This is a genomic window from Cryobacterium sp. Y57 (genome assembly GCF_002929505.1).
Classification (GTDB): Bacteria; Actinomycetota; Actinomycetes; order Actinomycetales; family Microbacteriaceae; genus Cryobacterium.
This window is the reverse complement of the sequence record NZ_PJJL01000063.1, coordinates 63,968-89,959: the sequence shown is the minus strand read 5'-3', so window position 1 is coordinate 89,959 and position 25,992 is coordinate 63,968. Positions and strand designations below refer to the sequence as shown.

General features: G+C 65.2%; 24 protein-coding genes. 9 read left to right on the top strand and 15 right to left on the bottom strand.

Annotated elements, in window-relative coordinates; genetic code table 11:
- Nucleotides 1-231 precede the first annotated feature (231 nt).
- Nucleotides 232-1,011: a gamma-glutamyl-gamma-aminobutyrate hydrolase family protein gene (locus tag CXY72_RS07370; RefSeq protein ID WP_104127038.1), complete on the top strand. Its 780-nt coding sequence runs from the start codon at nucleotides 232-234 to the stop codon at nucleotides 1,009-1,011.
- Between the two features lie 12 nt (nucleotides 1,012-1,023).
- Here CXY72_RS07370 and CXY72_RS07365 read toward each other — a convergent pair whose 3' ends face one another.
- From CXY72_RS07365 to CXY72_RS07355, 3 genes are all read right to left on the bottom strand, one after another.
- Nucleotides 1,024-2,274 (bottom strand): PLP-dependent aspartate aminotransferase family protein, encoded by a 1,251-nt coding sequence (locus tag CXY72_RS07365; RefSeq protein ID WP_104127037.1) that lies wholly within the window; start codon nucleotides 2,272-2,274, stop codon nucleotides 1,024-1,026.
- A 441-nt stretch (nucleotides 2,275-2,715) separates the two neighbouring features.
- Nucleotides 2,716-2,949 (bottom strand): hypothetical protein, encoded by a 234-nt coding sequence (locus tag CXY72_RS07360; protein ID WP_146071099.1) that lies wholly within the window; start codon nucleotides 2,947-2,949, stop codon nucleotides 2,716-2,718.
- 135 nt (nucleotides 2,950-3,084) lie between these two features.
- The gene (locus CXY72_RS07355) at nucleotides 3,085-3,633 is read right to left on the bottom strand and encodes a gamma-glutamyltransferase (RefSeq protein WP_146071098.1); all 549 of its coding nucleotides are present in this window, start codon (nucleotides 3,631-3,633) and stop codon (nucleotides 3,085-3,087) included.
- Nucleotides 3,634-3,932: 299 nt separating this feature from the next.
- On the opposite strand from CXY72_RS07355, the gene CXY72_RS07350 reads away from it, so the two are divergent.
- Nucleotides 3,933-4,439 carry a hypothetical protein gene (locus tag CXY72_RS07350; RefSeq protein ID WP_104127035.1) on the top strand — a complete coding sequence of 169 codons (507 nt, stop codon included), beginning with the start codon at nucleotides 3,933-3,935 and terminating at the stop codon, nucleotides 4,437-4,439.
- A gap of 41 nt (nucleotides 4,440-4,480) precedes the next feature.
- Here CXY72_RS07350 and CXY72_RS07345 read toward each other — a convergent pair whose 3' ends face one another.
- From CXY72_RS07345 to CXY72_RS07315, 7 genes are all read right to left on the bottom strand, one after another.
- Nucleotides 4,481-5,482 carry an FHA domain-containing protein gene (locus tag CXY72_RS07345; protein ID WP_233197702.1) on the bottom strand — a complete coding sequence of 334 codons (1,002 nt, stop codon included), beginning with the start codon at nucleotides 5,480-5,482 and terminating at the stop codon, nucleotides 4,481-4,483.
- A 1-nt stretch (nucleotide 5,483) separates the two neighbouring features.
- Entirely contained in the window at nucleotides 5,484-5,756 is a 273-nt protein-coding gene (locus CXY72_RS07340) for a hypothetical protein (protein ID WP_370446228.1), read from the bottom strand.
- A 138-nt stretch (nucleotides 5,757-5,894) separates the two neighbouring features.
- On the bottom strand, nucleotides 5,895-6,173 hold the full coding sequence (locus CXY72_RS07335) for an HPr family phosphocarrier protein (RefSeq protein ID WP_104127034.1): 279 nt from the start codon (nucleotides 6,171-6,173) through the stop codon (nucleotides 5,895-5,897).
- Between the two features lie 56 nt (nucleotides 6,174-6,229).
- The gene (gene ptsP, locus CXY72_RS07330) at nucleotides 6,230-7,972 is read right to left on the bottom strand and encodes a phosphoenolpyruvate--protein phosphotransferase (RefSeq protein ID WP_104127033.1); all 1,743 of its coding nucleotides are present in this window, start codon (nucleotides 7,970-7,972) and stop codon (nucleotides 6,230-6,232) included.
- A 75-nt stretch (nucleotides 7,973-8,047) separates the two neighbouring features.
- Entirely contained in the window at nucleotides 8,048-10,054 is a 2,007-nt protein-coding gene (locus CXY72_RS07325; RefSeq protein ID WP_104127032.1) for a fructose-specific PTS transporter subunit EIIC, read from the bottom strand.
- Complete coding sequence (locus CXY72_RS07320; RefSeq protein ID WP_104127031.1) at nucleotides 10,051-11,052, bottom strand: 1-phosphofructokinase family hexose kinase; 1,002 nt, start codon at nucleotides 11,050-11,052, stop codon at nucleotides 10,051-10,053. Before CXY72_RS07320 ends, CXY72_RS07325 begins: the two co-directional genes overlap by 4 nt.
- Nucleotides 11,049-11,837 carry a DeoR/GlpR family DNA-binding transcription regulator gene (locus CXY72_RS07315; protein WP_104127081.1) on the bottom strand — a complete coding sequence of 263 codons (789 nt, stop codon included), beginning with the start codon at nucleotides 11,835-11,837 and terminating at the stop codon, nucleotides 11,049-11,051. Before CXY72_RS07315 ends, CXY72_RS07320 begins: the two co-directional genes overlap by 4 nt.
- Nucleotides 11,838-12,031: 194 nt before the next feature.
- On the opposite strand from CXY72_RS07315, the gene CXY72_RS07310 reads away from it, so the two are divergent.
- The 5 genes from CXY72_RS07310 to CXY72_RS07290 all read left to right on the top strand — a co-directional run bounded on the left by CXY72_RS07310 (nucleotide 12,032) and on the right by CXY72_RS07290 (nucleotide 17,937).
- On the top strand, nucleotides 12,032-13,213 hold the full coding sequence (locus tag CXY72_RS07310) for an exonuclease SbcCD subunit D C-terminal domain-containing protein (RefSeq protein WP_104127030.1): 1,182 nt from the start codon (nucleotides 12,032-12,034) through the stop codon (nucleotides 13,211-13,213).
- A complete protein-coding gene (locus tag CXY72_RS07305; RefSeq protein ID WP_104127029.1) occupies nucleotides 13,210-16,200 on the top strand; it encodes an AAA family ATPase in 2,991 nt (996 codons plus the stop codon). Before CXY72_RS07310 ends, CXY72_RS07305 begins: the two co-directional genes overlap by 4 nt.
- Before the next feature lie 147 nt (nucleotides 16,201-16,347).
- Nucleotides 16,348-16,887, top strand: coding sequence for a hypothetical protein (locus CXY72_RS07300; protein WP_104127028.1), 540 nt, complete (start codon nucleotides 16,348-16,350; stop codon nucleotides 16,885-16,887).
- Nucleotides 16,888-17,377: 490 nt separating this feature from the next.
- The gene (locus CXY72_RS07295) at nucleotides 17,378-17,644 is read left to right on the top strand and encodes a hypothetical protein (RefSeq protein WP_233197701.1); all 267 of its coding nucleotides are present in this window, start codon (nucleotides 17,378-17,380) and stop codon (nucleotides 17,642-17,644) included.
- On the top strand, nucleotides 17,641-17,937 hold the full coding sequence (locus CXY72_RS07290) for a hypothetical protein (RefSeq protein WP_199183981.1): 297 nt from the start codon (nucleotides 17,641-17,643) through the stop codon (nucleotides 17,935-17,937). Before CXY72_RS07295 ends, CXY72_RS07290 begins: the two co-directional genes overlap by 4 nt.
- Nucleotides 17,938-17,962: 25 nt before the next feature.
- On the opposite strand, the gene CXY72_RS07285 is transcribed toward CXY72_RS07290, so the two are convergent.
- From CXY72_RS07285 to CXY72_RS07270, 4 genes are all read right to left on the bottom strand, one after another.
- A complete protein-coding gene (locus CXY72_RS07285) occupies nucleotides 17,963-18,832 on the bottom strand; it encodes an amino acid ABC transporter ATP-binding protein (RefSeq protein ID WP_104127025.1) in 870 nt (289 codons plus the stop codon).
- Nucleotides 18,819-19,487 (bottom strand): amino acid ABC transporter permease, encoded by a 669-nt coding sequence (locus CXY72_RS07280; protein ID WP_104127024.1) that lies wholly within the window; start codon nucleotides 19,485-19,487, stop codon nucleotides 18,819-18,821. Before CXY72_RS07280 ends, CXY72_RS07285 begins: the two co-directional genes overlap by 14 nt.
- Before the next feature lie 12 nt (nucleotides 19,488-19,499).
- Entirely contained in the window at nucleotides 19,500-20,288 is a 789-nt protein-coding gene (locus CXY72_RS07275; protein ID WP_104127023.1) for a transporter substrate-binding domain-containing protein, read from the bottom strand.
- A gap of 144 nt (nucleotides 20,289-20,432) precedes the next feature.
- Nucleotides 20,433-22,574 carry an ATP-dependent DNA helicase RecQ gene (locus CXY72_RS07270; protein ID WP_104127022.1) on the bottom strand — a complete coding sequence of 714 codons (2,142 nt, stop codon included), beginning with the start codon at nucleotides 22,572-22,574 and terminating at the stop codon, nucleotides 20,433-20,435.
- Between the two features lie 213 nt (nucleotides 22,575-22,787).
- Here CXY72_RS07270 and CXY72_RS07265 point away from each other — a divergent pair, with 213 nt between their 5' ends.
- Together CXY72_RS07265 and CXY72_RS07260 are read left to right on the top strand one after the other, a co-directional pair.
- On the top strand, nucleotides 22,788-23,522 hold the full coding sequence (locus CXY72_RS07265) for a hypothetical protein (protein ID WP_104127021.1): 735 nt from the start codon (nucleotides 22,788-22,790) through the stop codon (nucleotides 23,520-23,522).
- Between the two features lie 49 nt (nucleotides 23,523-23,571).
- Nucleotides 23,572-24,855: a M18 family aminopeptidase gene (locus CXY72_RS07260; protein ID WP_104127020.1), complete on the top strand. Its 1,284-nt coding sequence runs from the start codon at nucleotides 23,572-23,574 to the stop codon at nucleotides 24,853-24,855.
- 151 nt (nucleotides 24,856-25,006) lie between these two features.
- On the opposite strand, the gene CXY72_RS07255 is transcribed toward CXY72_RS07260, so the two are convergent.
- Nucleotides 25,007-25,927, bottom strand: a complete 921-nt coding sequence (locus CXY72_RS07255; protein ID WP_104127019.1) for an oxygenase MpaB family protein — start codon at nucleotides 25,925-25,927, stop codon at nucleotides 25,007-25,009.
- Nucleotides 25,928-25,992: the final 65 nt, after the last annotated feature.

Sequence of the window (25,992 nt, the reverse complement as noted above, 5' to 3'; positions counted from 1 at the left end):
GTCCTTTCACAAAGAGTGGCCCTGGCCGAAGGATTCCGCCAGAGAAGTGCGTGTCTGTTGCAAAGTTTAGGGTGACCGGTAGACGCGAGTCTGGGAACCTCCAAAAATCTGCCTGAGGCCGATGTTGCCCCGTGTTACAGGACCGCTCGCACACTCGACGCGCGCCGCCCAAGATGGGATGAACGCGGCCTTGGTTGAGCGCAGCGCAATCGACACCGACGGGAGCCCCGCATGAACGAAGAACTCACGAACCGCATGCTCGCCGTCGTCGAGGTCACGACCGCGCGTCCTGACCGGCCCGGTTACCACGCCAAGGTGCAGGTGCTCAACTCTCGCGTCGTCGCTGAAGCCACAGCAGGTGGCTGGTCTGTCACCCGCGTCGCCGCCGCCGACGTCACCCCCGCCGAACTGTTGCGCCGTACCGTGGATGCCGACGCTGTCGTCATCGTCGGCGGCGAAGATATCTCCCCCAGCTACTACGGCGGCACAACCGGTTATGAGGGCGAGACGGTGCACTTTGCTTCCGCAGACGAGGGCCAGATCGCTCTCGTGCAGCGTGCGCTCGCGCTCGGCACACCGTTGCTGGGCATCTGCCGCGGCCTGCAGATCATCAATGTCGCCCTCGGCGGCACTCTGGTGCAGCACATCGACGACGGTATTCACAAGAACATCGACGTGCCGATCGACCAGATCCTTTCTACCCACGACGTCACGCTGGCCACAGGCAGCACGATCGCGACCTTCCTCGGCGGGGTGGACATCTCGGTGCAGAGCGCCCACCACCAGATCGTCGATGGTCTCGGCGCCGGGCTGGTGGCCGCTGCCCACGCCCCGGACGGCCTGATCGAAGCGCTGGAGCACGGGAGCGCTCCGATCGTTGGTGTGCAGTGGCACCCCGAAGCGCCCGATTCCCCGGCCGACCAGCTGGCTCTGCTCCTGGCCGGACTGACCGCTCAGCACGACGCCCGCACGCGGGTCGAGGCCCGAGTCACGAGCGCCCTGGCCGCTTAGCCGCGCGACGGGCTAGAGAACGGCGGCGGCGAACGTGGCATCGAGGGCCGCCGCGAGATCGGCCACCAGGTCAATGGTGTCTTCGAGGCCCACCGAGAAGCGGAGGTGCCCGAATTCGCGAAACGGTGCCGGGTACGCCGCGACGCGCGGCCCGGAGTTGTCGACGTGCACGATGAGTGACTCATCGTGCCCGAGCGACACGGCCGACGTGATCACGCGCAGGTTCGCGACGAACCGGTTCTGCGTCGCCTTGTCGCCAGTGACGGCGAAGGCGAGCACCCCGCCGAAACCCTGCGGGAGCTGCCGCAGGGCCACGGCGTGCTGCGGATGCGAGGCCAACCCCGGGTAGGCGACGTATGCGATCCGCGGATCGGCCTCGAGAAAACGGGCGATGGCGAGCGCTGACTCGCAGTGCTGCCGGATGCGCAGCGGGAGCGTAACCGAGCCGCGCATGATCAGCCAGGCGTTGAACGGGCTGATCACACCGCCCACGTCGACCATCGCGTCAACCTTGATCCGGCGAATCAGCGCCGCGCTGCCGATGACGGCGCCACCCATCGCGTCGCCGTGCCCGTTGATGTACTTTGTCAACGAGTGCACGACAAGGTCGGCTCCGTGCTCGAGGGGGCGAAACAGCGGTGGCGGCGTGAACGTGTTGTCGATCGACAGCAGCGCGCCGGCTTCGTGCGCGATCTGTGCGACGCCCGCGACATCCGTCACCGCGGTCGTGGGGTTGCCGACCGTCTCAATGTGAATCAGACGCGTCGTAGAGCGGATGGCGGACCGCACTGCAGCCAGGTCCGTCGCGTCCACAAAGGTGGCCTTGATTCCGTATTTGTCGGGCAGAAGTTCGGTGAAGAGCCGATACGAGGCCTCGTAGGTGACGTTGGCGACGACAACGTGGTCGCCGGTCTTGAGCAGTGTGAAGAACACGGCGTGCAGGGCGGCGACACCGCTGGCTAAGACCACGGCGTCTTCGCCGCGCTCGAGCACGGCGAGCTTGTGCTGCAGGCCCTGCTGATTTGTGCCGGTGTTGCGGGTGTAGAGACCAGGTGTCGCGCCCGACCAGCTCATCATCGATGGGTCGTCGGGCAGAGCGTATGAATTGGCCATCACGATCGGTGTGCGGAGCGCCCCCGAGCCGACATCGATCGCGTTGCCGGCGTGGACTGACTGGGTCTGAAAGCCCAGCGTGGCCGGATCATGCTTGTCCGGCCGTGGTTCCGGGTTTGAGGCGGGGATCGGTTCGGTGCGAGAGGTCATCCTTCCACGCTAGACCGGCCGCCGCGTCCAACATCAAACGTTACGAGTCGGGGGTGACCACCTGGCCGGAAGGGACTACGAAAAAGCCCCGACACTTCTCGCCTGGGGGAGGTGAGAAATATGCCGGGGCCAATCGTTGGAGTGGGGGAACTCCGTATATAACGGTACGGGGATGGCCTGAGAAGAGGCTGATAAAAACCGATTGCGGAGTCTATCCCCAGTACGCGGCCGGTGCCTCCCGGTCGGTCGGTTTGTTATGTACCCGTTGTAACCGCTGCTCGACCGAGTTACTTGCTCGGGGCGCACGTGGGTGGTCGGGGGCCGCGTTAAATCAGACGAGGCGGTGCAGTCCCGGCAATTCGGGAGCACCGCCTTGTCTGCGTTACCGACGGCAGCACGTGACGGGTGAGTCAATGGCATCGGTCGGGGAAAGGAATGGGTTTAGGCGGCCTGATGTTTGTCGGCGCCAGCTGCGGTCGTGGAGTGCGCCCAGGCGAGCAACTCAGCCTGCGCGCGTCGACGGCTCGCGGCGGTCTGCTTGGGCGGTACTGGAACGTTCATTCGGGAGCCGGGGCAATCCTTGGTTGAGTTGGCCAGCGAGTGATAGGTCGCGAATCGGGTATCCGACGTGATCCACACCATCTGCTCGCATTCTGGGCACTCTGTCTGCAACATTTTCACGATTGTCCGTTCCATCGCCGACTCGGGTAATCGGTTCGATAACTTCAATCTAGTGGGGATAGACAAGTCAATGTCCTCCCCATTCGTGGGACAGAAAAATACGCTAAACGGTGGTATTTTATAGCCAGGTTAGCGACCGGCCGCGTAGCCCTGCGTGCCGGGTGCATCCGCCGCCGCCTGCAGCAGCCTGCTCCGCGGTTCGCGATTGACCGCTGAGATGCGCCCGAGCGCCCCGTCGCCGGCCTGCGTGATCCGGTAGCCGCGCCCTTCCCGCTCGGCGATGACCGTTTCGCCGAGCCGATCCTCGACTACGGCGCTGCCGGGTTCCCCGGTACGCGGCCAGAACGAGCCCCGGAAACGAGGTGCTGTGAAAGGCGGGCGCATCGATCGCCTGCTGCGGAGTGCACCCGCCGACGATCGTGCGCAGCAGATACAGCACTGCCACTGGTCCTGCTGGTCACCGCCGGTGGAGCCGAGCGCCGCCACCGTCTGCCCGTCCTTCAACGCGAGCGTCGGGGTGAGGGTCGTGCGGGCGCCTGACTCAGCCTCGGTGCGGGCGGGTGCATCGACCGTTGGTTCGCCGACTGCAGCGGATGCCTCCGCACCCTGCTGCGGCCGCGTCGAAGGCGTTGCCGCCCCGTTCGAGCACGGCCTGAGCGCAGGCCGTAGCGAGCCAATGCGTAGAGGCGGTCATTTCGAAGGTTCCCCGCAGGGTCGGACGGGTGGTGAAGACGTTCGGTGCGGTCTAGGTCACTTCCCCACCCTCGCACGAGCGGTGGCAGGGTGCGCCCGTGGAGCCCCCCGAGAATCGTTGCGGCGTGATCGGATGCTGACGGCCGGATGTATTGGAGTATCTGCCTCGAATCGGCTCGATTCATGCGATGATCAGGCCAAGAGTGTGCGGTCCTGTCGTCGCAGGCTATGTTCAGGATCTACACCCGACGGCTGCGCATACCCGAGACGAGGGAAGACAATAAATGAACTTTGACTGGGAATTCAACGGATTGCCGCTGCACGTGCTCATCGTGCACGCGGTCGTGATCGTGGTGCCGTTGGCCGCGCTGTGCGCGGTGCTCACGGCGTTCTGGCCGGCGGTTCGGCGGCGGCTGGGCATCGTGACGCCGCTCAGCGCCCTCGCCGCGCTCGTGTTGGTTCCCCTCGCGGTGCAGGCGGGCGAATGGTTGCAGTCCCGCCTCGTCACCATCACGCCATTGCTCGGTGCGCACACGTCCCTGGGTGAAACCTTGCTGCCGTGGGTGATCGCTCTGTTCCTCGTGGCTGCGCTGCAATGGGGCTGGTATTGCTATATCAACGGTGACGGTGCCCGTTCCGCATCCGTTCTGCGGAGCCGTACCGGGCGCTTGATTGCCACCGTCATTATCGATCTCGTGGTTGTGGTGAGCGCGGTCGGAGCGGTGGTCACCGTGGCGCTCATTGGAGAGTCGGGATCACGGGCAGTCTGGACCGGCCTCTTCACCTCGTAGGGTGCCGCACACAAGTGCGGCACCCCGGCCTCGTCTGCTGGTCAGACGCGACGCCTGGGCGGCTGAGGTTTCTGCACAGCCAGTTCGCCCCCCACTCGTCCGCCGAACGGACGGCCGTGGTCGGCGAACTCCTCACGAAAGTAACCCATCCGCCACGGGCCCATTTCAAGTCGTGAACCGGTGCGCAAAATCTGCCCGTTGCGACTGCTGCGACCGTCGTCGGACGGTCGAGAGCTGGCCGCGACATCACCGGTGGCGAATAGACGGTATTCGTCGTTGTCATCGTGGCGGATCTCGGCGTGCAAGGGTTTCAATCCCGGCAATTGCAGGTCGGCCTCAGGCGAGGAACCGATCGTCGTGATGCCCGGCAGCAGATCGAATTCACGGGGCATCTGCCCGTTCCAGTTCTGTGACCCGACGACGAAAATGAGGCGAGGACGCCCGCTGCCGGGCGTGTAGTGAGTCGTCGTGACGCGGCGGCGATTGCGCCGGTCGAAGGTCGGAACGAGCGGGAACACGGTCGATGGCGGAAGTGGAATCGCCACGGGCATCCGGGCCTGTCCCCGAATTCGCGCTTGTACCAGCGGGCCCAAAGCGGTGCGGGACCCGAGTACGATGTTGGGCGACCGCGTTACCAGACGTTGCGTGACGGATGCCTGCACGTCGCCCAGCCGGGCGATCAGCCCGACGGGACCGGTGATGGAGACGGTCAGACCACGACTGGCCAACTCGGAGGCGATCGTGCGTAACGGTTCCAGATTGAGTGCTCGGCCCTGCACAAACATTTCGGGGTTGCTCGTAAAGACAGTGATTTCCGTACCGTCGGCCGTTACCGTGCCGTGCATGGCATCCTCTGCCCCGAAGGAATCACCGAATTCTGAACCGGTCGAGTCCGTATCAGGATGAGCTTTCGAAGCGCCGGCGGCTCCGGTGGGCTCCACCAGGGAGAAGCTGAGATCAAAGTTCAGCTTGACGCGGGACGGTGTCCGTTGTGTGGCCGATACTTTTGAGTTTCCGGTTGAGGAGCCCGCAGAGGCGTTCACACTAGCTCCGGAAGGGGTCGGAGCCGGCTGTCTTCTCGTCGCTGGTCGTGACGCGCAGGGTGCCGTTGAATTTCCACACTGCTCGCGGGGCGTCGGGGCCGATGTCGCGGGGAACCTCGACGACCATATCAACGAAACTGTAGTTGATAGCGGCACCCTTGCCCGTAAGGTACGACCACATCTCCTGGCCGAGGTCGGTCCAGTCTGTGATGGTGCGCTCCGTGTTGTCAGGGGTGCTTTCGACATTACCCAGGTACGTCTGTCGTTCGGTCACGGTAGGTTCCTTTTCGCTCGCAGGAAAAATGTTGCCGGTACCGGTAGCTGCGCCGGTCACGAGGATAAACCCCGAGATTTCCTACTTTAGCTACCTAGTTGTGCGGCGTAAAGGATTCCACGCAAACGGGAACGGGTATCACTCGGCGTCGAGGTCGGTCTCGAGAATCTTGACGAGAGAGTCAAGAGCCTCGTCGGCGCCGTCGCCCTCTGCTCGCAGTACCACGGTGTCGCCGTTGGAGGCGCCCAGGCTCATGATCGAGAGAATACTCGAAGCATCCATGGCGTCGTCGACCGGTTCGCCGGCCATGGAAATGGTGACCTCGATGGGTAACTCGCCAACGGCGGCGACGAAAATACCAGCCGGGCGGGCGTGCAGTCCGACACGACTGGCAATGACGGCGGTTCGTTCAGACATGGGATTCTCCTGAGTTGGCGTGTGAAAAGTCGGCGGGATGAAAAGGGTTCGACGGGTTAGAGACCCAGCGTATTGAGTATGGGTAGTTTCTCGCGAACCAAACGACGCGCGTCCGTTGCCGAGTGCGCCGTCAACGCCAGCTTGGCGAGCTGCTGTGCCTCGGGGAGAGTCACACTCGCGAGTACCGCGGCGACGGACGATAGTGCCCGCGCGGTCATCGACAGTGTGGCCACACCGAGTCCAACGAGTACGACTGCCAGGGCGGGATCGGCTGCGGCCTCGCCGCAGACACCGACCGGTTTGTCGTGCCCTTCGTCACGCGAGCCGTTCACGGTGAGACGAATCAGCTGGAGAACGGCCGGCTGCCACGGCGTGTTGAGAGCGGCGAGCGGGCCGAGCTGGCGGTCGGCGGCCATGGCATATTGGGTGAGGTCGTTGGTGCCGAGGCTCACGAAATCGACGTGCTCGAGAATGCTCGCGGCGGTCAGCGCGGCCGAGGGCACTTCGACCATAACGCCGGGTGTCGCGAGGCCAGCGGCTGCGCAGAGTGCGGCGAAGTGCTCGGCTTCTTCCGCTGTGGAGATCATCGGGGCCATCACCCAGACCTCGGCTTCGGTTCCCTCAGCCGCCAGCGCGATGGCTTCAAGCTGACGCTTGAGCACCCCAGGAGACGTTAAATCGGTGCGGTAACCGCGCACACCGAGCGCCGGGTTCGGCTCGGAGGCATCGGTCAGAAACGGTAATGGCTTGTCGGCGCCGGCATCGAGGGTGCGCACGACGACCTTCTTACCGGGAAAAGCGTCGAACACCCCGCGGTAAGCCTCCACCTGTTCAGCGATGGACGGCTCGGTGTCGCGTTCCAGAAAACAGAACTCGGTGCGCAGCAGGCCAACGCCCTCGGCGCCGGCTGCCGCGGCCTTGACCGCATCCTTCGAGCCGCCGACATTGGAGAGCAGGGGCACCAGGTGACCGTCGTGCAGCCGCCCGGTGCCGTCGAACACGGCTAGGGCGGCGGCGGCGGTCTCCCAAGCTTTGGCGAGGGCGACCTCGTCGGCGCCGGGGTCGACCAGAATGGTGCCGGCAGCCCCGTCGACGAAGATACGGGTGCCATCGGCGAGAGCGTCGACCCCGACAGCGGCGACCACCGCGGGCAGCCCGAGAGCACGGGCGATGATAGCGGTATGGGACTGCGGTCCGCCGCTCGACGTGACGAGCGCGATCACCTTCGCCGGGTCGAGGGTGGCGGTGTCGGCCGGTGCAAGGTCCTCGGCGATCAAAATGAACGGGGTGTCAGAATAGGGAATGCCAGGGGCCGGAACGCCGCGTAGTTCAGCGACGATGCGCCCGCGCACATCAAGAACGTCGGTCGCCCGCTCGGCCATGTAGCCTCCGAGGTTGTGCAGCATCTCGGCCACCGAGGCAGCGGCGTCCCAAATGGCCCGCTCCGGCGAAGCCCCGTTGGTAATGAGCTTGATGGCAGCCTTGACCAGCATCGGATCATTCGCCATCAGAGCTGTCGCCTCCAGCACCTCCCGGCCGGCGCCGGAGGCGCCGACCGAGCGGGCGGTGAGATTGGACTGCACGGCCTTCGCGGCGGTACGCAGAGCGGTGGATGCTTCCTCCGACGACGTTTCCGCGGCCAGCCGCTCGCCCACAGCGGGTTCGCGCACGGCCTGGGGCATCAACAAAATGGAGCCGATGATGCGTCCGGGGCTGACTCCGGCTCCAGCGAAGGTGCGGCCGGTTTCGGACTGGTCTGTACTGGCACTGCCTGGAAGCGTCTGCACGATCGTCCTCATTCCTTTTCTCCCCAGCGGGCGGCTGGCGTCACTGTACTGCGTGTCGTTCCGCGCGCATGTCTGATGCTTGTCGGGTTACGCGTTCACGAGAACGGCTTCCGGGGCGTCGACCGCGCGCTTCCGCACCGCGTAACGCTTGAGCCCGACAACGGCAAACGCCGATACAACAGTACCGATCGCAACGGCGAGCAGGAACAGCAGGAAGTTGTCGATGGCGAAGAACACGAATACTCCACCGTGCGGCGCCTTGCTCGTGATGTTCCAGGCCATCGACAGGCCACCGGTGACGGCGGCGCCGAGCATGGCGGCCGGAATCACGCGGAAGACGTCGGCGGCGGCGAACGGAATGGCGCCTTCGGAGATGAACGAGGCACCGAGCAGCCAGGCCGCCTTGCCGTTCTCGCGCTCAGAAACGCTGAACAGCTTCTTGTCGAGAACGGTGGCGAGGGCCATCGCGAGCGGCGGCACCATGCCGGCGGCCATGACCGCGGCCATGATCTGCCACGGCGCCTGGTTGGCGAGGGTTGCCGCTCCGAGGCCGGCGACGGCAAAGGCGTAGGCGACCTTGTTGACCGGGCCACCGAGGTCGAAGGCCATCATGAGGCCCAGGATGACACCGAGAATCACAGCGGATGCTCCGGTCATGCCGTTCAGCCAGTTGCCCAGTCCCACGGTGAGTAGCGCGATGGGCCCGCCGAGAACGATGAACATCAAACCGGAGGCGACGATCGACGCGATGAGGGGAATGATCACAACGGGCATCAGACTGCGCAGCCAGCGCGGAACGTTGAGCTTGGCGAAGCTCGCGGCTACGACGCCGGCGAGCAGGCCGCCGACAATGCCGCCGAGGAACCCGGCGCCCATGAAACCGGCGACGGAGCCGGCGACGAAGCCCGGGGCGATACCAGGACGGTCGGCGATGGCGAAGGAGATGTAGCCGGCCAGCGCAGGAACCAGGAAGCCCATCGACAGGGCGCCGATCTTGAAGAAGACCGCTCCGAGGTAGGTAAGCATGCCGCCTTCGGGCAGATTGAAGAGGCTATTGTTCAGCACGACCTGGTCGGCTACATCCGTGATCGCATAGCCGCCGAGCAAAAAGCCGAGGGCGATGAGCAGGCCTCCGCCGGCGACGAAGGGAATCATGTAGCTGACACCGGTGAGCAGCGCGCGCTTGAGCTTCTGGCCCAGGTGCTCGCTCTTCTCCGTCGCGTCATTCTGGTCAACGGTTCCGCTGACCCGACGGGCATTGGGATTGCGGGCAGCAGCGAGGGCCTCTTCGATCAACCGGCCGGGTTCATCGATGCCGCGCTTGACCGGGGCGTTGATGACGGGCTTGCCAGCGAAGCGTTCCCGGCCGCGCACGTCGACGTCGACGGCGAAGATAACGGCGTCGGCCGCAGCGATGACCGCAGGGTCGAGCGGGGTGAGGCCGGCTGACCCCTGGGTTTCCACCTGGAGGTCGACTCCAGCCGCTTTGGCCGCGGCAACCAGGGAGTCGGCGGCCATGTAGGTGTGCGCGATGCCGGTCGGGCAGGCGGTGACGGCGACAATTCGCTTCATACCGGTCCGTGCTGGACCGGTACCGGTGTTCGCACTGTCACCGGCAGCGTGGGCGCCGGCCGCTACGGCCACCGGGGCGACGACGTTGTTGACGAGTTCGACGATCTGCTGCGTGTTCGATGCATCGCGCAGCGCGGCGGTGAAGTCCTTCTTCATGAGCGACCGGGCGAGCTTGGCCAAAATCTTCAGGTGCTCCTGGTCGGCCCCGTCGGGCGCGGCAATAAGAAAAACGAGGTCGGCCGGTCCGTCTTTCGAGCCGAAATCGACCGGGGTCGACAGGCGGGCGAGCGCGAGCGTGGGTTCCAGCACGGCGGTGGAGCGGCAGTGCGGAATAGCGAGGCCCCCCGGGATGCCGGTGGCGGTCTTTGCCTCGCGGGCGAGGGCATCCGCGTACAGAGCCTCGATTTCCGTGGCCCGACCCGACGCGACGACGAGCTCGGCCAGGTGCCGAATGACGTCCTTCGGCTCGGAACCGAGATGGGTGTCCAGAGCAACGAGCTCCGGGGTAATCAGTGCACTCACTGGTCATCCTCCTTTGGATGTGTGGCCAGTACCAGCCGAGGGGCCGGTGCTGGGGCAAGGTCCGTCACGGTGACGGCGCTGGGGTTGGTTTGGTGCAGGGCAGGAACAGTGGAACCGGGTAGGGAGGCTGCAGCGGCGCCGTGGGCGGTGGCCTGGCGCAGGCAGACGGGGGCACTCGCGCCGAGATTGCTCTGAAGCAGGTAGCCGGCCAGGGCGGAGTCTCCGGCGCCAACGGTGCTGACGGCGCGCATCGGGGGAGTGGTAGCAAGCCAGCTGCCCTCGGCGGTGACGAGTACGGCACCCTTCGCTCCGAGGGTCGCGAGCACGGCACCGACACCGCCTGCGATGAGCACGCGAGCCACATCGACCACTCGCGCGGGGTTCGCCTCAAGCGTGTCGCCGTCGAAGAGTCCGCTGAGCTCGGCGAGTTCCTCAGCGTTGGGCTTGAGCAGATCGGGGTGAGCCAGTGCGGCTGCAGCGAGTGGGCCGCCCGAGGAATCCACGGCGACCTTCGGTGCGTCACTGCCGAGCCGAGCGCGCAGCTCACGAATGATCTGGGCGTAGAAATCGTCGGGCACGCCGGGTGGAACCGACCCGGCCAGTACAAGCCAGCTCGCGCCGACCGCCTGCTCCAGCACCAGGTCGATGAGTGCACGCTGCTGCTCCGGGCTCAGCCTCGGGCCGGGTTCGTTGAGCTTTGTCGTGGTGCCGTCGGGTTCGGTGATCGCAACGTTGCTGCGAAGCGGCAGGCCGATCGGCAGGCCGAGGTGCGGGATCCGGTGGCTGGTCAGGGCGAGCAGCACCGGGTCGTCGGGGTCGCCCGGCAGGATGGCGAGGCTTCTGATACCGCTCGCTTCGAGGGCGCGGCAGATGTTGACGCCTTTGCCGCCGGGTTCGCCGTGCGCGGCGACCGCTCGCTGCACCTCGCCGCGCTCGAGCGGGCCGGCCAGCTCGATGGTGCGGTCGAGGCTCGGGTTGGGGGTCAGGGTGACGATCATGCGATCACCACATCGACGTCGGCTGCGGCGAGTGCGGCGGCAAGGTCAGCAGATGGCGCAGCATCCGTTACCAGGGTATCGATCGCTGCGAGCTCGGCAAAGCAGACCAACGTCTCGTGGTCGAGTTTGCTGGAGTCGGCGAGCACGACGACGCGGCGGGCCGACCGCACGATGGCCGATTTGACGGCCGCTTCGACCGAGTCCGGGGTGCTCAGGCCGAAGGTTGCGCTGATGCCGTTGGTGCCGATGAAGGCGATATCGGGACGCAGCGCCGCGAGCTGCGCCACGGTGCCGGCACCGACGATGGCACGGGTTAATCCGCGTACGAGGCCACCGAGTATGTGTAGTTGGATCGCCTCGTTGCGGGAGAGTTTGCCGGCGATCGGCACCGCATTTGTGACCACGAGCAGCTGATCACCGGCAACCGCGGGCGTGAAGCTGCCCAGACGATCAGCGAGGCGCTCGGTGGTGCTGCCGGCGTCGAGCAGGATCGACCCGGTGCGGCTGGTGGGGATCATGCGCATCGCGGTGTCGGCAATGCGGGACTTCTGGTCGAGGCGCTGCGTCTGGCGTTCATCGAGGCTCGGCTCCGACAGGCTCAGGCGATCGATGGCCACGGCGCCGCCATGCACGCGACGTAATTGTCGGGCGGCCTCAAGGGTGTCGAGGTCGCGCCGCACGGTCTCGGCGGTGATGGCGAACCGCGCTGCGAGGTCGGTCACGGAGACTCGCCCCTCGGTTGCCACGAGAGCGGCGATTAAGAGTTGACGTTCTTCGGCGAACACGAAAGCCTCCTCGACGATGAGTGACGAAGTCACGAATTTGGTTTCATTGACTTTACCTGCGTTTATTTCTGTTTGTCAAAAAAAAGAAGAAAAACAAAGAATCGTCTGTGGGCTGCAGGGCCGACTGGGCGCGAGCAGCGCCCAGCGGATTCCGCCGGTCGGCGCTGTCGGTGGGCCCCGGTAGCGTACATAGCATGAAGATCCTGCACACCTCGGACTGGCATATCGGGCGCACCTTCCATACCCATTCCACGCTCGAGCACCTGGGATTCGTTCTGGATGCCCTCGTTGCGGTGGTGGCAGAACGCGCTGTCGACGTGGTGGCGGTGGCGGGGGATGTGTTCGATTCCGCGATGCCCTCCAAAGAGAGCTATGCACTGCTGACCGACACGTTGCGGCGGGTGAAGGAGGCCGGGGCGTGCGTTGTGATGACGAGCGGCAATCATGATTCGGCGACTCGGCTCGGCTTCCAGTCGGAGTGGGCGGCACTGGCCGGCATTCACGTTGTGACCCGGCCCGATCAATACGCCTCACCCATCACCATCACTGACGAGTATGGCCCAGTGCATTTTTATGGCATCCCGTATCTCGAGCCCGCACTCATTCGCCACCTGCACCCGGGTGCATCGCTGAAAACACACGAACAGGTTCTCGATTTCGCCATGACGCGGATTCGCGATGACCTGGCACTGCGCCGCCTTACTGAGTGCGGCGGCCGCAGCGTCGTACTCTCGCACTGCTTTGCGGCCGGCGTCGCCCCGGCCACCGAGTCGAGCGATGTAGAGCGCGACATCACCGCCGGCGGACTCGACGTCGTACCGCTTCAGGTTTTCGACGGGTGCGACTACGTCGCCCTCGGCCACATCCACGGGCGGGCCACTCTGACCGAGCGGGTGCGCTACTCCGGGGCGCCGCTGCACTACTCCTTCGCCGAGGTCGGCAAGGCGCGCGGTGCCTGGCTGGTCGAACTCGAGGCCGGTGGTCTCGGCCCGATCGAGTGGGTCGACCTGCCCGTTCCGCGCCGACTCGTCGTTCTTACCGGTGAACTCGCTGATCTGCTCGCTGACGAGGCGTACGCCGACAACGAGGGCGATTGGGTGAAAGCCATCCTCACCGACCGGGTGCGCCCGCTTGACGCCATGCGCGCACTTCACTCCCGATTTGCGCACGCGGTTGCGCTCGAGCACCGGCCAGCGTTCACCGTCGAAGCGGATGGCTCGACCTACGCCGAGCGTATTCGCGCGGCCACGGGTGATCCCGAGATCGTGGCGGGCTTTTTGTCGTTCGTGCGCAATGGGGTCGGACCCAGCGAGTTTGAAGGGGCGTTGATCGCAGAACTGCTGAACGAACAGAATGCGAAGGAGGTGAACGCATGAAGATCAAGCGACTGCGTCTAGCCGGGTTCGGACCATTCAAGAACGAGCAGGTTGTCGATTTTGAACGCTTTGATGCTGACGGAATCTTCCTCATCACCGGTAAAACCGGCGCCGGTAAATCCAGTATCCTCGACGCCATTTGTTTCGCTCTGTATGACAAAGTGCCGCGGTTTCCCGACGGAAAGCAGCCGTTGCGCAGCGACTACTGTGAGCCCGATGATCCTACCTTTGTCGAACTCGACTTCAGCCTGCGCGGGCGTGATTACCGTCTGTTGCGCACCCCCGAGTATGAGCGAGCCAAGAAGAAGGGCACTGGAACCACCACGGCAGCCGCCACTGCTGAGCTTTATGTTCTGCACGGCACCGAATGGCGGGCGAGTGCAGCCAAGGTACAAGCCGTCGGCCTGGAACTGAGCGCGATCCTGCCCTTGAAGGCCGACCAATTCCTCCAGGTGATCCTGCTCGCCCAGAACCGGTTCCAATTTTTTCTGCTGGCCAAAACCGATGAACGGCGTGCCGTGCTGCGCAGCCTGTTCGGAACCACCCGGTTCGAACGACTGGAAACCGCGCTCGTGCTGCGCCGCAAGTCGCTCGACGACCGGCTCGCCGACGTACAGCGTGATGTCGCGGAAGAGACCACCGCTGCCCTGCATCAGCTTCGACTTACCGAAGCACCAGTCGTGCCCGACCTCGACTGGTTCCGTGCTGCTCTGGCCGGCCTGAATAGCGCAGTCGACGTCGCCTCGGCGGAGGCGACCCGTGCGGCTGCTCGACTGTCCGCTGTAAGCGAGGAACATAGAGCGGCAACGGAGACCCAGCGGCGCCAGGCTCGGCGTGTTCTGGCCGACACCGCTCTTGCCACCCTCGAGAGCCGCCACGCCGCGGTCGAGGGGCAACGCGGCACGCTGCTGCGCGCGGCCCGTGCGGCACGGGTCTGGCCGCATATTCGCACGAGCCGGGCCGCGACTCGTGAATGGCAGACAGCCCTGGCCGATGAAACCACGGCCAGGACTGCTTGGTTGCCTTTTGGCGACAGCGCTGCGAGTGACAGCGCTGCGAGTGACAGCGGTGGCGATTCGCAGCGGGCGCTTCGTCCGATCATGGATGCCCTCGTAGGACGTCTCGGAGCGCTGGCAGAGGTACTCGCGGAAGAAAAACAGCTCCCAGCGCTGAACCGAGAGATCACAGCCTTGTTTGACGCGCTCGCCGGCCACACCGATGGCTTGACGCGTGCCCAGCAGCGAACCGATGAGCTGCCCCAGCAGATCGATTTCGTCGGCGAGCAACTCACGGCGGCAACCCTCGCTGCAGCCGGGGCGACAGACGCCGCTGAGGCCTTGCGCCGGGCTGAAATCGGGTTTGCGGCCGCCGAAGACGTGGTGGCTCTGCTGAGGGAGTTGGCCACGGCGGGCACAGAACTGGTGGAGCGCAGTCGTGACAACGCGGCAGCCGCCGTCGACTACGAGGCGCTCGTGACCCGCCGCTTCGCCGGGCAGGCGTCTGAACTAGCCAGCCGTCTGGTCGAAGGTGATCCCTGTGCGGTCTGCGGGGCCATCGAACACCCTGCTCCCGCAGCAGCGGAGGGTGAGCTGGTCACCGCAGCCGACCTCACCACGGCCCGCCGGCAGATGCAGGGTCGCCAGCAGGAGCTGACCGATGCCCAGGAGACCTCGACGTCGCTGACGAATCATCTCGGGCAGGCGCAGGCGCTGGCCGGGCAGCGCAGCGTCGGCGAACTGCGAGCCGAGTGCGTTGCTGCCCGTGCCCGGTTGGCCACCGCGCGCACGGCTGCCGACCTGATCGGCGGGCTTCAGCACGAACAAGCCGACCTTCGGCAGTCCCAGACCACTGCCGCGGCCGCGCTGGTGAGCCTCCGTGCGGCACGCGATATGGCGGCCGACACCCACAGTGAGCGATCCGGGCAGCGCGACCTGCTCACGGCCCGCGTGGGCGCGCAGCGTGGTGCAAGCGATACCGTGACGGATCAGGTGCGCGCACTGCAGCACGAGCTGGACTGCGCGCGCGCACTAAACGACGCCCTCAACCTCAGCCGGCAACGCGCCGATGCCCGTGATGCGTCCACTCTCGACCTCGCGAACCAGCTGGCGGAGGAAGACTTCGACGATGAGGAGATGGCGTCCGGGGCGCGGCTTGACGAGGGCCAGGTCATCGAGCTGGCGAACGTCGTGCGATCTTATGACGACCAACGTGCAGCAGCCCTGGCTGCTGTGGCCGATCCTGAGCTGGTCGATCTTCCCTCAGATCCGATCGATCTCGAGCCGTTCCTGCGAGCCTTCGAATCAGCGAGCAACACGCGCGATGACGCTGTGAGCTCGCACAGCTCGCTCGCCGAACGTGCCGGCCAGCTGCACGCGATCGTGCAGGGAGTCACGACACGATTTGCGGCATCCGCTGACCTGATAGGCCAGCACTCACAGGTGCGTGCCTTAGCCGATGTCATGCAGGGCGACGAACCGAACACGAAACGGATGCGTTTGGAGACCTATGTCCTGGCCGCTCAGCTGGAAGAAATCGTCGTGGCGGCGAACGTGCGCCTGCGCACGATGACAAGTGGACGCTACACCCTTGAACACGATGACTCGCGTGCGAAGGGTGGCGCTCGGTCCGGTCTGGGGCTGGCGATCCGAGATGAGTTCACCGGTCGCGCCCGGCCAACGCATTCGCTATCCGGGGGTGAGACATTCCTTGCCTCTCTCTCACTCGCGCTCGGATTAGCCGAGGTGGTCACCGGGCAAGCAGGTGGTATCACCCTCGATACCCTGTTCGTCGACGAGGGCTTCGGCTCGCTCGACAGCGAGACCCTCGAGACTGCCATGAGCACCCTTGACACCCTGCGCGCCGGCGGACGTACGATCGGCCTGATCAGCCACGTTGACTCAATGAAAGAGCAGATTCCGGCGACGCTGCGCATCTCGGTCACCGATCAGGGATACAGCCGAATCGAGGCCGACACCCCGATCGAATGACTTTTCAGAGGCCGTACTCTGGCTGTCCACTGGCCGTGTGGGGCATCCGAGCTGAGGAAATGGATTGGTTTGGCCATTGCCGATCCGTGGTGAGCCTGTCACGATCGAAGCGTTACCGCAATGAAGCGTGCCTGCCAGGGCGCCCGAATGAAAAAGATCCTCTATATCGACCTCGACAACACCCTCGTCAATGTGCAGTCGGGAATCGATCGACTCACCAACGCCGAGTACTCTCGCTATGAAAAAAGGCTCGACGAAGTGCCCGGAATTTTCACCCGTATGGAACCGATCAGCGGTGCCATCGACGCTTTTCACACCCTCGCCCAATCGTTTGATACGTACATTCTCTCGATGGCCCCGTGGGGCAACGCGAGTGCCTGGCACCACAAGCTCGAGTGGGTGCAGGAACACCTCGGAGCAGACGCCGGTGGGCCGGCCTATAAACGGCTCATTCTGTCGCACCACAAGCATCTGAATCGCGGTGACTTTCTCGTCGACGACGGATCAGCCGTTGGCGCTGACCGGTTCGAGGGCGAACTGATCAAGTTTCTGACCCCGCTGTTTCCCGACTGGAATACGGTGACGCGGTATCTGCTGGAGCGTGCCGACAACTCGTCGTACCCGGACGTGGCGCGCCGGACCGGAAAGCGACCGGCGATCCGGGGCGGCGCTGCTTTTTCTCGGTAACGGCGATTGGCTCGCTATCCTCGTGCCGTCCGACCGGTCACAACCTGCTGGAGTAAATCTTGCAAGGAAAAAGGTTGACGTAGCCATTGAGTGCCCGGCTGCGCCGTTGTATATTGAGGGTCGTTTGGACCAGTCCTGGTGCCCTGCCAAACGAACTAGACCTTCCTGCTTTGCACGAATCCGACCAGCAATCACGCTTCGCGGCTCACCAAACTCAGTCGTGAACTTTTGATTAGGGGTTTACCCACATGTAAATCTGGGGTAATCTCACTTTTAGGTAGGTAGGTAGGTAGGTAGGTAGGTAGGTAGGTAGGTAGGCAGGCAGGCAGGCAGGCAGGCAGGCAGGCATGGATCGGTCTCGGTGATTTACTCGGACCGGTGCGGGCCACCAAGTGATCGGGTGAAGACGATGGTGGAACTGAGGAAGTCAACGGAACTCAAATCGGATTTTATTCCGATGGGCGAGGTGTGTGCCGATGAGCGTTCGAGAATGGCTTTCGGCAAAGCGGGTGTGCACCGCGACGACCGGTACGCCGTGGCAGTGAACGCCGAGGGTGAGATTCTGCTGACCCCACTCGTGTCTATCCCGCGCCGTGAGCTTCTCGTTTGGGACGACGAAGGCATCCGTGCCGCCCTGGTGCGCGGCCTCGAACACAGCAGCAAGGACGACACCAGCGAGGGTGGCGACTTCACCCGGTTCGCCGGAGAGGAGCACGCGGTTGATGAATCGGCCGCTTCCGCCGAGCCCCAATCATGAGTTTTACGCTTTTACTCACGAGGGAAGCGGCATCAGGATTGTCCATTCTCGAAACAAGACCTCAACTGGTCGGTCGGCTGAAGCGGGTGCGCACTGCTCTTGGCCGGCTGCAGCTCAACCCCGACGATCCCGCATTGCGCTCGCACAGATACGTGTCGCTAGCTGGTAAGAAGGGCGAGGCGGTCTGGGACTCGTATATCGAACATCGCACGCCGACCGCCGGTCGCATCTACTGGCACTACGGCCCCGGCCTTGACCGCATCACCGTTGTGATCATCACGCCACACCCGTAGTTCTTTCCGTGCCGGCCGTTGCGCCCTAGAACGGGTGGAGTAGCCGGTGCAAAAACTGGCGGGTGCGCTCTTGCTGCGGGTGCCGCAGCAACTGTTTCGGCTCGCCATGCTCGACGATGACGCCGCCGTCCACGAAGGCGATCTCATGCGCGACCTCGCGGGCGAATTCGAGTTCATGCGTGACGATGACCATGCTCCACCCTTCGTCGGCCAGCTCCTTGATCAGGCGCAGCACATCGCCCACGAGCTCCGGATCGAGCGCGGAGGTCGGCTCGTCGAACAAGAGCAGCTGCGGGCGCAGCGCAAGGGCCCGCACAATGCCGACCCGTTGCTGCTGGCCACCGGAGAGTTCGAACGGAAAGCTGCTCTGCTTGTCTGTCAGGCCGACCCGTGCGAGAAGGGCGAGCGCCTCGGCCGTGACCTCGGCGACCGGGCGGCGTTGGACGATGACCGGTCCTTCGATCACGTTCTGCAACACGGTCTTATGCGGAAACAGGTTGTAGTGCTGAAAGACCATGGCCGACCTGTCACGCAGAGCGCCGAGCTGTTTCGGCGAGGTCTTCGCGGCAAAGTCAAGGGTCACCGACGCGGACGACGCGGCGCCCCCGCCGGTGGTGATGCCGCCACCAGCGCGGTCACCAATTACTGCGGCGGCGACCTCGATGGTGCCTCCGTCGGGCAACTCCAGGCCGTTCAGGCACCGCAAAATTGTGGTCTTACCGGAGCCGGACGGACCGATCAGGGCCAGCACCCGGCCGCGGCCTACGGTGAGGTCGACCGACTCCAGCACCCGATTGCTGCCGAAACTCTTCTGCAGCCCGCGCACGCGGAGCAGAGCAGCGGATGCCGCAGCATCTGTTTGGCCGGTCGTCGTGGGGAAGTCAGCGGGCGACATAGCGGTCTAATCGCTTCTCAAGAAAACCCTGCCCGGTGGACAGCACCAGGCAGATAACCCAGTAGATGAAGGCTGCTTCGAGGTAGATCAGCATGAACTCGTTACTGAAGGATGCGATCTGCTGAGCCTCGCGGAACAGGTCGGTGACCAGAATCAGCGAGGCGAGGGAGGTGTCCTTGACCAGGCTGATGAACGTGTTTGACAGCGGAGGCACCGAGACCCGAGCCGCCTGCGGCAGGATAATTCGGGTAAGAGCCCGATTGTGCGACATGCCGATCATGTATGCGGCCTCCCACTGGCCTTTCGGCACCGAGAGAATCGCGGCCCGGATGACCTCGGCGGCGTATCCGCCGACGTTGATCGAGAACGCCACGATAGCGCTCGGCCACGGGTCGATGAGCACGCCGACCGAGGGCAATCCATAGAAGATCACGAATAGCTGCACGAGTAAGGGGGTGCCGCGCACGATCGAGATGTAGCCGCGAGCGATGGCCGACAACCAGCGCTTCGGCGATAACCGCATGAGCGCGAGAACGAGAGCGAGCACGAGGCCGATCGCGAACGACGTCAGGGCCAGGGGAATCGTGCCCCGCACCGCGCCGTCCAGCATCGGCCAGAACGAGCCGAGGAACAACTCCCAATCAGGCTGGATCATCGAATCGTCGGGTTACTGGCTGACGTCGGCGCCGAAGTACTTATCGGAGAGCTTGGCGAGCGTTCCATCTTTGCTGAGGGTAGCCAGAGCTCCGCTCACGGCGTCGGCCAGCGCGGTGCCGTCTTTTGCGAAAGCGAACGCACTCTCGGAGCGCTCCTTGGTCTCGGCCGCGATCTTCAGGTTGTCGGCGTCGTTGGTCTTCTGGTAGTCCAGAAAGGTCAGCTTGTCGTTGATCGTGGCATCCACTCGGCCCTGTTCGACCAAGGCGACCGACTGGGCCCAGCCCTCGATGTGCTTCACGTTCGCGCCGCTCTCGGTGGCCAGGGTGTCCCAGTTGCTGGACAGCGACTGCGCCGTGGTCAGGCCGTCGAGGCTCGCGAACGACGTGATCGACGTGTTGTCGGCGAGAACCACGATGACACCGGGGGAGTAGGTATACGGCGTCGAGAACTCGTAAGCCTCCACGCGCTCCGGGGTCATCGACACCTGATTGGCGATGGTGTCCCAACGGCCGGCAGTGAGGCCCGCAAAAATGCCATCCCACTGCGTTTCTTCGAACACGGCGTCAACGCCGAGCTCGGCGGCAACGGCGCGCGCCACCGCGACGTCGTAGCCGGTGAGCGCGCCTGAACCGCCTTCGTGGAATGAGAACGGCCGGTAGGTGCCCTCGGTGCCGATTGTGAGGGTACCGGAATCCAGCACACTGCTCAGCGACTCGTCGGTGGTGCTCGGGGCGGAGCAGCCGGTGAGGGCGAGGGCAACGACACTGAGCAGGGCAACCGGAATAAATCTGAGCTTCATGAAAAGAACGCCTAACGAACGAGATGGGGCGAGCGCGGGTTGTGCGAGTGCTCTCCAGGATGTGCCGAAGACACGGGTAGCCTCCTCTGTAGTGTGTCAAGGAACTGGACGGCGCAGTTATTCCGACGACGTCAAATATAAGGGCTACGAGCGCAGGGCCAGGGCGAACGGGAGCACTGCCGATGCGCCGTGCTGTCGCAGGACGCGCGCAGCCACGGTCACGGTCCACCGGCTGTCGGCGAGGTCATCGATCAGCAAAATGGGGCGGCCGGTAAACGCAGCGAGTGCCTCAGTCAGCTCGGCGCCAACAGCGAAGCGGTCCCACACGCTGGATAGCCGATAGGCGCTATTGCCGCCCGGCTCGCCGGTGGGGCCGCCGTTCGCCCAGTCCAGGGCGCCGAGCAGGGGCAACCGACCGACGTCGGATAACGATCGGGCCACCGAATCGATGAGGAGTGGATGCCGCCGCGACGGCATCGAGACGATAGCCGCCGGTCGCTCGGCCCACCCCCACTCGGCGAGCACTCGCACACAGGCGGCCAGGATGGCCGGTGGGGCGGCGGCATCCGCTGCCTGGGTGTCGAACAAGTCCCGTAGCGGGCCACCCCAGCCGAGGTCGGTCAGGCGGGCCAGCGCGCGGCCGGGCTCGGCGCGTTCGCCGAGCGCAATCTTGCCGGAGGCCGCGACGCCGAGGCTGCTCATGCCGGTGGGCCACTGTGCACGCACAGCGATGGCGACGCCGACCCGCTCGAGCGACTTCGCTGCAGTGGCGGCCGCGCCCTCGGCCACGTCAGTCGGGTACCAGGCGCCCTGGCAGTTATCACAACGCCCGCACGCCACCGCAGTTTCATCGTCGAGGGCGCGCTGGAGAAATTCCATGCGGCATCCACTGGTGGTTTCGAATTCAAGCATGGCCTGCTGCTCACCGAACCGGGCGGCAGCGATGCGATCGTAGCGCTCCTTGTCGTAGACCCAGGGCTGCCCGGTGGACTGCCAGCCGCCTGTGACCCGGTGCACCGCGCCGTCGACGTCGAGCACCTTGAGCAGCAGCTCGAGCGGCGTGCGCTTCAGGTCGACCCGGGCTTCAAGCGCCGGTGTGGACACGGGCGCTCCGGCGGCTTCGAGTGCGCCGACCACGGCGAGGGCCTTGGCCTGATTGGGCATTGAGGCGGTGGCGAAATAGTGCCAGATGGCCTCATCTTCGGCGCCGGGCAGCAGTAATACATCGGCCGAGGCGGTGGCACGGCCGGCGCGACCGACCTGCTGGTAGTAAGCAACGGGGGAGGACGGCGCGCCCAGGTGCAGCACGAAGCCGAGGTCGGGTTTGTCGAATCCCATGCCGAGGGCGCTCGTAGCGATGAGGGCTTTGACCTGGTTGGTCTTGAGCAACTCCTCGGATTCTTCGCGTTCGGCCGTGTCCGTCTGGCCGGTGTAGGCGCGCACCGCGTGACCGGCCTCCCGCAGCAGCCGGGCGGTATCTTCGGCGGCCGCCACTGTGAGGGTATAGATGATGCCGCTGCCGGGCAGGTCGCCGAGGTGGCTGAGCAGCCAGGCGAGCCGCGCCCGCGAGTCGGGCAGGCGCAGCACACCGAGCCGCAGTGACGAGCGGGCGAGCGGACCGCGAATAGTGACGACTTCAGCGGTTCCGGCGATGGCGCCATCGAAGCCGGTGGCGACCATGCCGACCTGCTCCGCGACGTCTTGCACGACGCGGCTGTTGGCGGTGGCCGTGGTGGCGAGCACGGGCACGCCGGTCGGCATCTGGGCGATCAGGTCGCGCAGGCGGCGGTAGTCCGGGCGAAAATCGTGGCCCCAGTCGGAGATGCAGTGCGCTTCATCGACCACGAGCAGGCCGACCCGGGAAATCAGGGCGGGCAGCTGCTTATCGCGGAACGAGGGATTGTTCAGTCGTTCGGGCGACACCAACAGCACGTCGACCTCGTCGGCGTCGAGCAGGAGTCGCACATCGTTCCACTCGTGCGCGTTCGACGAGTTAATCGATACCGCCCGCACCCCGGCCCGGGCCGCGGCGGCGACCTGGTCACGCATCAGGGCGAGCAGCGGCGAGACCAAAATGGTCGGGCCAGCGCCCTGGCGTCGCAGCAGCAGGGTCGCGACAAAGTACACGGCCGATTTGCCCCACCCGGTGCGCTGCACCACAAGCGCACGGCGACGATGGTCGACCAGGGTTTCGATGGCCTCGAATTGTCCGTCATGGAAGTCGGCGTCGGCTCGCCCTACCAGGGTGCGCAGAATGGCCAGAGCGGATTCGCGGGTGTCGGTCATTCTTCAAGGGTGCCAGATGCCACCGACAACCCCGTTCCGTATGCTGGCGATACTGATCGCTGGTCGACTCGCCATGCGCACCCCACCGAAATGCCGTTACTCCACAACGTACATGTGGTCCTTCCTGGGCGCATAGCGGCGCAGACGGGGTCTGCAGCGCGTGTCGCAGGGCATTCGCCGCCTTCGAGCGGGATCGCTCAGTAGGCTCGGTGGGTGAACGTGATTCAGGAGATCGAAACGCGGCTGCCGGAACAGGCCGTTGTCGGTTTTCGCCGACTCATTGGGCAGGCCCGGGTGAAAGATCCGATCCTGCTGCAGGAGCGGGCCATGGCCCGCATGGTGGCCCCGGCGCAGTGGATTCTGACCCGGGTCGGGGCCGACGGCATCCGTTTGACCAAGGCAGGACACCTGCCGCCTTCGGTCGTCCTGGAAGCATCGGCCGAGCTCGACTGGGGCTGGCCGATCAGCGTGAACCGCGAGGCGCACCTGCGTCCGTTGCAGGAACTGCGCGGCCACCTGCGCGACGTCGGGCTGCTGCGGATCAGCAAGGGGATGCTTGTGCTCACCAAGAAGGGTAGCTCCCTCTCTGCCACCCCCCGCGAACTCTGGTGGCACCTCGCCCGCACCATTCACCACAGCCGCACCCCGGCCGTGGGTGACGCCACTCGTCTGTTGCTGTTGTTCGTTGCGACCCGCGGCCTGGCGCGACGCGAGGACTACCTCACAACCCTGTCGCGCTCGCTCGGTTCGCTCGGCTGGGTACAGTTCGACGGCCAGGAACCGACGACGCAGTCGGTCTGGCACCTCGTCGACACGAAATGGCGCCTGCTCGACCGACTCGGAGTGTTCGAGCAGACCGAGGCGTGGCATGGCGACCGCGGCACGGTCACCGTCGGTGGCGCCGCTTTCGCGCGCGCTGCGTTGCAGGCTGACGCGCCCATCGAGTAGCGGCACGCCCCCGGCATCCGCTGCCCTGCGCGGGTGGTTGGATGGATGAATGGACGCAACGCTCGACTACATCGCCGATTTTTCCGCCTTTCTGCACGCGTCACCGTCGTCGTACCACGCCGCTGCAGAAGTGGCCCGGCGGCTGCACGCGGCCGGCTTCACCCGGCTTGATGAGCCGGAGAAGTGGACGATCGACGAGGCCGCTGGCTACTATGTCGTGCGTGATGGCGCTGTCATCGCCTGGTCGCAGCCGACCGGGTCCGGGCCGACGACACCGTTTCGCATTCTCGGTGCCCACACCGACTCCCCGGGTTTCAAGCTCAAGCCCAAACCCACCATCAGCTCACACGGCTGGCTGCAGGCCGGAGTCGAGGTCTACGGCGGGCCGCTGCAGAACTCGTGGCTGGACCGCGAGCTTGAACTCGCCGGTCGGCTGGTCACCCGGCAGGGCACCGAGCACCTCGTGCGTACCGGACCGTTTTTGCGCATTCCACAACTCGCCGTGCACCTCGACCGCGACGTGAACAACGGCCTGGCCCTCGACCGGCAACGCCACCTCACGCCCGTCTTCGGCGTCGGCGAGGTATCCGAGGCAGACCTGGTAGCCCACCTGGCGGGCCTGGCCGGGCTTCGGGCAGCGGATATCGCCGGTTACGACATTCTCACCGCCGACACCAACCCGCCAGCCACCTTCGGCCTCGGCGACAAACTGTTCGCCGCCGGCCGTCTCGACAATCTCTCGTCCATCTATGCTGGCCTGCACGCGCTCATCGCGACCAGTCATGAGGCAACGGGGGGCTCGATTAATGTGCTCGCCGCCTTCGACCACGAAGAGCTCGGTTCGCAGTCCCGCTCCGGCGCCAGCGGTCCGTTTCTGGACGACATTCTCACCCGCATCGGTCACGGCCTCGGCGCGACCGGGTCGGAGCGGCTGCAGGCCTACGCCGAATCGTGGTGCCTCTCCGCTGACGCCGGCCATGCCGTGCACCCGAACTACCCCGAGCGCCACGATCCGGCTAACCAGCCCATCCTCGGCGGCGGTCCGTTACTGAAAATTAATGCCAACCAGCGCTATGCGACGGATGCCCATGGCGCGGCCCTCTGGGCGCGCACCTGTGCCCAGGCGAACGTGCAGTATCAGGAGTTCGTCTCGAACAACACCGTTCCCTGCGGTTCGACCATTGGGCCGCTGACGGCGACCCGGTTGGGCATTCGGGTCGTGGATGTCGGCGTGCCACTGCTGTCGATGCACTCGGCCCGGGAAATGTGCCACGTCAACGATCCGCAGTCGCTCGCAGCGGCGACCGCAGCTTTCTTCGCACCCGAGGTCTGATCCGTGCAGGGCCCCGCCTTCGGCGACCGCGCGCCGTCGTTACCCTGCTGCTTCACAGCGTCGCGTTCGCCATCACGGTGATTCTTGGGCTGGGTATCCGGCATCGGGCCCAGCGCGGACAAACGCTCTGTCGATCGCGTGACCGGTGGAGTTACGGCGCGCTGGGGTGCTCGAGCTGTTTCGTTGCGGCGATGCGCGCGAGCCGCGTCCGGGCGGCATCCTCTGAGGTCGACGAGGGGCCAAGCAACGCGCGCACGACACCGAGGACCAATCGGGTAGCCCAGATCGTGGGCAGGAAGGATCGTTTCAGGCCGAGCATGTCGCGATACTCGCGGGGGATCGACGCGACGGCGCCGGCGAACATGATGCGGTAGAACGGCAGCATCCCGCGGCTAAGTGGTGGGTAACGGATGAACCGCACCGCCTCGGCTACGCGGGCGTCGCTCTTGAGTGTTCCAGCGCTGCGAAAGGCTTCGAGCTGCGCGGCAAGCTCGGCCGCCGAATGCGGGGCATTCCGCACGCCGACGAGTTCGCCGGCAGTCGCCCATTCGTCGACGTAACGATCGGCGCCACCGGGAATAGCTGTACCCCACAGCAGGTGGGACTGCAGAAAAGCGTCGGTGAAGACGACGTGTACCCACGACAGAAGCTCGGGGTCGTCGGCGGCATAGGGCCGTTCCTCGCCTCGAGCATCAAGATAGGTGCCGATCACCCGGTCGTGAAAGTGTGCGACCCGTCCCGATTCCCGCTCGGCGACAACGGTATCGGCGAAGGTGACCGTGATGAGCCATTGGATGGTGCCGGAGAGGCGGCCGAGCGGGTCTTCGTGGTACCGCGACCAGTCGTGTACGCCGGCCATAGCGCCCGGATGCAGGGTCTGCATGAGGAGAGCGCGAATGCCGGCAACCATAGTTGCCATGCCTCCATGCACGGTCCAGACAGCGCTTCCCGGGCCGAAGAAGCCGGCGTTGTCCCCCGTGGCAATCTGGCCGACCCATTTCGGTCGCCCCTCGCTGTTCCCCGAGAGGGTCACTAACAGGTGCGAGCGCCAGCTATCCGTGAATCTGCCCATATCCGGATGGTAGCCCTGCCTCGCTGGACGACCGCCGTAAGCGGCCGCCAGGAGAGCGGGACGTC

Coding starts and splice junctions, on each gene's coding strand:
- CXY72_RS07370 (WP_104127038.1), top strand. CDS start 232: ATGAACGAAGAACTCACGAACCGCATGCTCGCCGTCGTCGAGGTCACG.
- CXY72_RS07365 (WP_104127037.1), bottom strand. CDS start 2,274: ATGACCTCTCGCACCGAACCGATCCCCGCCTCAAACCCGGAACCACGG.
- CXY72_RS07360 (WP_146071099.1), bottom strand. CDS start 2,949: ATGTTGCAGACAGAGTGCCCAGAATGCGAGCAGATGGTGTGGATCACG.
- CXY72_RS07350 (WP_104127035.1), top strand. CDS start 3,933: ATGAACTTTGACTGGGAATTCAACGGATTGCCGCTGCACGTGCTCATC.
- CXY72_RS07335 (WP_104127034.1), bottom strand. CDS start 6,173: ATGTCTGAACGAACCGCCGTCATTGCCAGTCGTGTCGGACTGCACGCC.
- ptsP (WP_104127033.1), bottom strand. CDS start 7,972: ATGAGGACGATCGTGCAGACGCTTCCAGGCAGTGCCAGTACAGACCAG.
- CXY72_RS07320 (WP_104127031.1), bottom strand. CDS start 11,052: ATGATCGTCACCCTGACCCCCAACCCGAGCCTCGACCGCACCATCGAG.
- CXY72_RS07310 (WP_104127030.1), top strand. CDS start 12,032: ATGAAGATCCTGCACACCTCGGACTGGCATATCGGGCGCACCTTCCAT.
- CXY72_RS07305 (WP_104127029.1), top strand. CDS start 13,210: ATGAAGATCAAGCGACTGCGTCTAGCCGGGTTCGGACCATTCAAGAAC.
- CXY72_RS07300 (WP_104127028.1), top strand. CDS start 16,348: ATGAAAAAGATCCTCTATATCGACCTCGACAACACCCTCGTCAATGTG.
- CXY72_RS07295 (WP_233197701.1), top strand. CDS start 17,378: ATGGCTTTCGGCAAAGCGGGTGTGCACCGCGACGACCGGTACGCCGTG.
- CXY72_RS07290 (WP_199183981.1), top strand. CDS start 17,641: ATGAGTTTTACGCTTTTACTCACGAGGGAAGCGGCATCAGGATTGTCC.
- CXY72_RS07285 (WP_104127025.1), bottom strand. CDS start 18,832: ATGTCGCCCGCTGACTTCCCCACGACGACCGGCCAAACAGATGCTGCG.
- CXY72_RS07280 (WP_104127024.1), bottom strand. CDS start 19,487: ATGATCCAGCCTGATTGGGAGTTGTTCCTCGGCTCGTTCTGGCCGATG.
- CXY72_RS07275 (WP_104127023.1), bottom strand. CDS start 20,288: ATGAAGCTCAGATTTATTCCGGTTGCCCTGCTCAGTGTCGTTGCCCTC.
- CXY72_RS07270 (WP_104127022.1), bottom strand. CDS start 22,574: ATGACCGACACCCGCGAATCCGCTCTGGCCATTCTGCGCACCCTGGTA.
- CXY72_RS07260 (WP_104127020.1), top strand. CDS start 23,572: ATGGACGCAACGCTCGACTACATCGCCGATTTTTCCGCCTTTCTGCAC.
- CXY72_RS07255 (WP_104127019.1), bottom strand. CDS start 25,927: ATGGGCAGATTCACGGATAGCTGGCGCTCGCACCTGTTAGTGACCCTC.